Raw genomic sequence first — 6,742 nt, 5'->3', positions numbered from 1 at the left:
GCGAAGATAATCCCGCTCAGGACGCGCCGGTCGTCGACACGCGGTTTGCCGTGGGACTTCGGGAAGCAGGGCTCCAGCCGCGCCATTTGCGCATCGTTGAGCCAGAAGAGATCAGACATGTCACCGCTCAGTTTTCGCGCGGAGAATCATGCCGTTCCGCTGGGATCAATGGGTCCTGACACTAGGCACAAGGTTTCGCTTGCCAGCGGCGAGAACGGCTTCATCGGTCCGCTGCGCGCCCTGGCTGCCATCCAGGGCAGCGCGGTCACCGGGACGGGCAGCGTCCGCCTGTCCGCGCTCGGCTCGGCCTGCACGCTGGCCGGGCGCATGATCTTCAATGACGGCACGCGGACCCGGCACGGCCGTCTATTCCGTCATCCAGACGGCAGTGGCGGCCCAGGTTTCCATCGTCGCCATTCTCGACAACGTCGGCCATGTGCAGGGCGACGCTTTCGGCATGTCCCCGGGCCGCACGGATGACGGCATGGCGATCTTCCTGCAAAATACCGGCAGCATCGGCGCGGTCTCGGCCGGGACCTTCATGCGGTCTCGGCCGGGACCTTCATATCGATATCGGCATGCAAGTCTCCTTGGTGCCGGATTCCCGGCTGATCGAGGGGGCCGAAGCGACCTCCATCTCCGAGGGCGGGCTGCGGCTCTCCAATTTCAGGCAGCGGGGCCGGACTCGATCTGGAAGGTTCCGGCGGAACGGCCATCCAAGTCGGCCCCCCTGCCGACAGGAGCTTGAACTCGGGGGCGATCAGCAGCGAGTTCCGCACCGGTTTGGGCCAGGATCCGGTACGGAAATCCTGGATGACATCGGGGGAAGCGCCGGCGGTGCCGGCGCTCCCAAACCGATCCATGAGGAGATCTGCGGCCGCCCCGGCGCAGCGCCGTGGAAATGCCCCGGCTGCCGGACCCCGGCCGGAGCTGTCCGCGAGGAACCCGCCATGCCAATCCCAACCCCAACCGGTGCCGCAACCGGGGTGGAACTCACTGCGCTTCGCGGGAAGGGCCGGTCACTCCGCGGGCGATTTCCCGGTCAGAGGTGCCGCGGCGGGGAATCGCCGTCCCGTCTGGCCCCGGCTTGCAGCCCGCCGGGCGCCTCCCTACCTGCGGAGGGCAGGGTCGGCCGTTCCCGCCGCCTGCCGGTCGCCGCCTTCTGCGGCACCGGAGCGCGAATCCGGGCAGCAGGAGCAATTTTGCGCAGTGCCGGACTTGACAGGCGGGGTCTGCGGTGACTACCTCGCCCGTGTTGGCACTCACACCGAGTGAGTGCTAAAAGCGTCATAAACCTCTGAGAGGAGAGTCAGAGATGGCATTCAAGCCGCTGCATGACCGTGTTCTCGTCAAGCGTGTCGAGAGCGAAGAGAAAACCAAAGGTGGCCTGATCATCCCCGACAGCGCGAAAGAGAAGCCCGCCGAGGGTCTCGTCGTCGCCTGCGGCGAAGGCGCGCGCAAGGATTCCGGCGAGCTCATCGAGATGTCCGTGAAGGCGGGCGACAAGGTGCTGTTCGGCAAGTGGTCCGGTACCGAAGTTTCGATCGATGGCGAAGAGCTGCTGATCATGAAGGAAAGCGACATCCTCGGGATCATCGAGGACGCGGCTGCCGCTGCCGCTGCCTGAAAAGGCGCCAGCGTCATCCCCTTTCCTGACAACCGAAATTAAGGAGTAATCTCCATGGCTGCAAAAGACGTCAAGTTCGACACCGACGCCCGCAACCGCATGCTCAAGGGCGTGAACATCCTGGCAGACGCCGTGAAGGTCACGCTGGGCCCGAAAGGCCGCAACGTGGTCCTCGACAAGTCCTTCGGCGCACCGCGCATCACCAAGGACGGCGTGTCCGTGGCGAAGGAAATCGAACTGGAAGACAAGTTCGAGAACATGGGCGCCCAGATGGTCCGCGAAGTCGCTTCGCGCACCAATGACGAAGCCGGCGACGGCACCACCACCGCGACCGTGCTGGCCCAGGCCATCGTCAAGGAAGGCCTGAAGCAGGTTGCTGCCGGCCTGAACCCGATGGATCTCAAGCGCGGCATCGACATGGCAACCGCCAAGGTCGTCGAAGCCATCAAGGCCGCTGCCCGCGACGTGACCGACAGCGACGAAGTCGCCCAGGTCGGCACCATCTCCGCCAACGGCGAGGCCGAAATCGGCCGCCAGATCGCGGACGCGATGCAGAAAGTCGGCAATGACGGCGTCATCACCGTCGAAGAGAACAAGGGCCTCGTCACCGAGACCGACGTCGTCGAAGGCATGCAGTTCGACCGCGGCTACCTGTCGCCGTACTTCGTGACCAACGCCGACAAGATGGTCGCCGAGCTCGACGACGCCATCATCCTGCTGCACGAGAAGAAGCTCTCCTCGCTCCAGCCGATGGTTCCGCTGCTCGAGTCGGTCATCCAGTCCGGCAAGCCGCTGCTGATCATCGCGGAAGACGTCGAAGGCGAAGCGCTGGCGACCCTCGTGGTCAACAAGCTGCGCGGCGGCCTGAAGATCGCAGCCGTGAAAGCACCGGGCTTCGGCGACCGCCGCAAGGCCATGCTGCAGGACATCGCGATCCTGACCGGCGGCCAGGTCATCTCCGAAGACCTCGGCATGAAGCTCGAGAACGTCACCATCGACATGCTCGGCTCGGCGAAGAAAGTCTCCATCACCAAGGATGAGACCACCATCGTCGACGGCGCTGGCGAGAAGGCCGAGATCGAGGCACGCGTGTCCCAGATCCGCGCCCAGATCGAAGAGACCACCTCGGACTACGACCGCGAGAAGCTGCAGGAGCGTGTTGCGAAACTCGCGGGCGGCGTCGCAGTCATCCGCGTCGGCGGCATGACCGAAGTCGAAGTGAAAGAGCGCAAGGACCGCGTCGATGACGCCCTGAACGCAACCCGCGCAGCTGTGCAGGAAGGCGTTGTCGTCGGTGGCGGCGTTGCCCTGGTCCAGGGCGGCAAGGCTCTCGAAGGCCTCAAGGGTGCGAACGCAGACCAGGACGCAGGCATCGCCATCGTCCGCCGCGCGATCGAAGCGCCGCTGCGCCAAATCGCCGAGAACGCAGGCGTCGACGGTGCCGTCGTTGCCGGCAAGGTCCGCGAATCCAACGACCTGTCCTTCGGCTTCAACGCACAGACCGAAGAGTACGGCGACATGTTCAAGTTCGGCGTCATCGACCCGGCGAAAGTCGTCCGCACCGCGCTGGAGGATGCCTCCTCCGTCGCAGGCCTGCTGATCACGACCGAAGCCATGGTCGCCGACAAGCCGGCCAAGGACGCGCCGGCCGGCGGCGGCATGCCCGACATGGGCGGCATGGGCGGCATGATGTAATCAGCCGTTCCGCCGGGAACTACGGAAAGGGTCGCCCTCGGGCGGCCCTTTCTGCGTTCCGGCCGTGGCCGGGCGCGGGTGAGGGCCCGGGAGAGGGCCTCCCTCTCCCGGCGGCTTCAGATCTCCGCCTGGCCGACCCGCTGCGACAGCGCCTCGCGGCTTTCCACCCGCTCGGAATAGCGGTCGAGCAGATAGCCGCCGCGGCCGCGGGTGAGCATCGTGAACTTCACCAGCTCCTCCATCACGTCGACCATCCGGTCGTAGAAGGGCGACGCCACCATCCGCCCGTCTTCGCCGAACTGGGTCCACGCCTTCGGGACCGAGCTCTGGTTCGGAATGGTCAGCAGCCGCATCCAGCGCCCGAGGATGCGCAGCTGGTTCACCGTGTTGAAGCTCTGGGAGCCGCCCGAGACCTGCATCACCGCCAGCGTCTTGCCCTGGGTCGGCCGCACGCCGCCGAGCGAGAGCGGGATCCAGTCGATCTGCGCCTTCATCACGGCGGTCATCGCGCCGTGGCGTTCGGGGCTCGACCAGACCATGCCCTCGCACCAGGTCACCATCTCGCGCAGTTCGGCCACCTTGGGATGCTCCGCGGCGGCATCGTCGGGCAGGGGCAGGCCCGAAGGATCGTAGATCCTCGTTTCGGCGCCCAGCCGGTGCAGCACGCGGGCGGCTTCCTCGGCCATCAGCCGCGAGAAGGACCGTTCGCGCAGCGAGCCGTAGAGCAGCAGGATGCGCGGCCGGTGCCCCATCGGCTCTGCTACCGCCAGCCGCGCGGCGTCTATGGGCTGGAACAGCGCCTCCTCGAGCTGCGGGACCGACGGATCGGCAGGCTCCGGCCCGCGGGCACCGATCCCGGCCAGGCTGGCGGCCAGTTCGTCCTTTGCCATTGTCTCCAGCGGCAGCGCCAGCATGGCGCGCAGCCGGTGGTCGAGCTGTCGCCAGGTTTCGGCCATGGCCGCGCCGGGATCCGGCGCGGCGGCCGGGTCGGGCAGGCTCCAATGCGCGCGGACGGCCGGTCCCGGGAAGACCGGGCAGGGCGACGCGGCGGCATCGTCGCAGAGCGTGATCACGATATCGACCGGCTCTGCGCCGGGCGCGGCAAATGCGTCCCAGCTCTTCGGCCGGACGGCGCCGGAGGCGATGCCGTTCTCCTCCAGGAGGTGCAGCGCGGCCGGGGCGGCCTCCGGGGCAGGGTCGGTGCCGCCGGACAGGGCGGCGACCCGGCCATGGCCCAGGCGGGCCAGCAGTGCCTCGGCCAGGATCGAGCGGGCGGAATTGCCTGTGCAGGCCAGGAGGACGCGGAGGGGCATGTCAGCCATCCATATTTCAAGAATTGTCGAACTGTTTTTGCCTAGCCCGGATCCCTGCAGCCTTCAACAAGCGGGCCGCCTGCGGCATCACTATCCCGCAAGGCACCGAATTCGCCGCTTGAAACTTGGACTCCGCCCCCTTTAGCTGAGGGCAACGGACCAGACTTTCCGAACGGAGGCCTCCATGACGCAATTCCGACCAGACGCTGCCGCCCCCCTGCGCGTGCGAGAGCGGGGCCGCAGGACGGGCCGGATGTTCGGGGCCTCCTTCGCGGCGCTCGTGGCGGCCGGCCCGCTGGCCGCGCAGGACGCGCCGAAAATCATCGAAAGCTATGGCTACTCCAATTTCGGCGAACTGAAATACCCTGCCGATTTCGACCATCTCGACTACGTCAATCCGGACGCGCCCAAGGGCGGCGAGATCTCGATCTGGGCTCAGGGCAATTTCGACAGCTTCAACCAGTACGCGATCGCGGGTGTGCCGGCGGCGCTGAACACGATCGGCTCGGAACGGATCATGACGTCCTTTGCCGACGATCCCTACGGGCTCTACTGCCTGATGTGCACCTCGCTGGAATATCCCGAGGACCTCGGCTGGGTGATCTTCCACCTGCGCGACGACATCAAGTTCCAGGACGGCACCCCGGCAACCGCCGAGGACGTGGCCTTCACCTCGAACCTGTTCATGACCCAGGGCATCCCGGAATACCGCCGGATCGTGGAGAACTTCTACAAGAGCGTCGAGGTGATCGATCCCTACACGATCAAGTTCACCTTCAACCCCGACAGTTCGGTGCGCGACCGGATCGGCCTGGCCGGGTCGACGCCGCTGTTCTCGAAGAAATGGTTCGAGGAGCGCGGGCAGAGGCTCGATGAATCGACGCTGGAGCCGTTCATGTCGACCGGCGCCTACATGCTGGACAGCTACGACTTCAACCGCCGCGTGGTATACAAGCGCAACCCCGACTACTGGGGCGAGGGCCTGCCGATCAACAGGGGCCGCAACAATTTCGACAGGATCCGGGTCGAGTATTTCGCGGACACCTCGGCCGCCTTCGAGGGCTTCAAGTCGGGCGAATACACCTTCCGGATCGAGGACAAGGCGCAGAACTGGGCCGAGAGCTACAACTTCCCCAATGTTGGCAACGGCTCGGTGAAGCGGGAGGAAGTTGCGGACGGCAATGTCGGCTACCACCTCGCCTGGGTGTTCAACCTCGACCGCGCCAAGTGGCAGGACAAGCGGGTCCGGCAGGCGATCGGCCTGGCCTTCAACTTCGAATGGACCAACCGGACGATATTCTACGATCTCTACAAGCAGCCCGTCAGCTTCTGGGACGGGACCGACCTGGCCGCGACCGGCACGCCCTCCGAAGGCGAGCTGGCGCTGCTGAAGCCGCTGGTCGAGGAAGGGCTGTTCGGCGAGGACATCCTGACCAACGAGGCGGTGACGCCGGTGCCGCACGAGGCCGACAGCAACCGGCTGTCGCGCAAGACGCTGCGCGAGGCGGGCAAGCTGCTGGAGGATGCAGGCTGGAAGATCGGCGATGACGGCATCCGCCGCAATGCCGAGGGCCAGCCGCTGGAACTGGTGATCATCCAGACCAACCCGACCTATGACCGCATGGTGAACCCGTTCCTGCAGAACCTTCAGCTGATGGGCATCCAGGGACGGCTGGAGCGGGTCGACACCTCGCAATATGTCGAGCGCCGCCGCTCGGGTAATTTCGACCTCGCGAACCAGGGCTTCACCATGGATTTCGAGCCGTCGCTCGGCCTCTACCAGTGGTTCGGCTCGGCCACTGCCGACAACAGCTCGCGCAACCTGATGCGGCTGCGCGACGAGGGCGTCGACAAGCTGATCGCGACCGCCGTCGCCGCGACCTCGCTCGATGCGCTGAAGACCTCGACGCGGGCCATCGACCGCGCGCTGCGCTACACCCGGTTCGACATCCCGCTGTGGTACAACGACAAGACCTTCGTGGCCTACTACGACATCTACGGCCATCCCGACATGCTGCCGCCGCTCGACCTGGGGCAATTCGATTTCTGGTGGTACGACCAGGCCAAGGCCGATGCGCTCAAGGCGAAGGGCGTGCTGAGGTAAGGG

Annotated in this window: 4 protein-coding genes and 2 pseudogenes; 3 read left to right on the top strand and 3 right to left on the bottom strand. The window is 66.0% G+C overall.

The window, feature by feature from the left end; genetic code table 11:
* Positions 1-119: pseudogene (locus tag HCC78_RS22300) on the bottom strand (IS5/IS1182 family transposase); the annotation flags it as partial.
* Positions 120-1,315: 1,196 nt separating this feature from the next.
* Here HCC78_RS22300 and groES point away from each other — a divergent pair.
* Positions 1,316-1,627 carry a co-chaperone GroES gene (gene groES, locus HCC78_RS22295; protein ID WP_172331000.1) on the top strand — a complete coding sequence of 104 codons (312 nt, stop codon included), beginning with the start codon at positions 1,316-1,318 and terminating at the stop codon, positions 1,625-1,627.
* Positions 1,628-1,681: 54 nt separating this feature from the next.
* Complete coding sequence (gene groL / locus HCC78_RS22290) at positions 1,682-3,322, top strand: chaperonin GroEL (RefSeq protein ID WP_172330999.1); 1,641 nt, start codon at positions 1,682-1,684, stop codon at positions 3,320-3,322.
* 116 nt (positions 3,323-3,438) lie between these two features.
* On the opposite strand, the gene arsH is transcribed toward groL, so the two are convergent.
* On the bottom strand, positions 3,439-4,176 hold the full coding sequence (gene arsH, locus HCC78_RS22285) for an arsenical resistance protein ArsH (protein ID WP_371743906.1): 738 nt from the start codon (positions 4,174-4,176) through the stop codon (positions 3,439-3,441).
* Between the two features lie 72 nt (positions 4,177-4,248).
* Positions 4,249-4,635: pseudogene (locus HCC78_RS33255) on the bottom strand (arsenate reductase ArsC); the annotation flags it as partial.
* Positions 4,636-4,888: 253 nt separating this feature from the next.
* Here HCC78_RS33255 and HCC78_RS22280 point away from each other — a divergent pair.
* On the top strand, positions 4,889-6,739 hold the full coding sequence (locus tag HCC78_RS22280; protein ID WP_172330998.1) for an extracellular solute-binding protein: 1,851 nt from the start codon (positions 4,889-4,891) through the stop codon (positions 6,737-6,739).
* Positions 6,740-6,742 lie beyond the last annotated feature (3 nt).

This window comes from Mangrovicoccus sp. HB161399 (genome assembly GCF_013184745.1).
Lineage (GTDB): Bacteria > Pseudomonadota > Alphaproteobacteria > Rhodobacterales > Rhodobacteraceae > Mangrovicoccus.
The sequence above is the reverse complement of the archived record's forward strand: the minus strand, read 5'-3'. Positions and strand labels throughout refer to the sequence as shown.

What these genes read in the sequence shown, in the direction of transcription:
- groL (WP_172330999.1), top strand. Translation starts at nt 1,682, where the DNA reads ATGGCTGCAAAAGACGTCAAGTTCGACACCGACGCCCGCAACCGCATG.
- HCC78_RS22280 (WP_172330998.1), top strand. Translation starts at nt 4,889, where the DNA reads ATGTTCGGGGCCTCCTTCGCGGCGCTCGTGGCGGCCGGCCCGCTGGCC.
- groES (WP_172331000.1), top strand. Translation starts at nt 1,316, where the DNA reads ATGGCATTCAAGCCGCTGCATGACCGTGTTCTCGTCAAGCGTGTCGAG.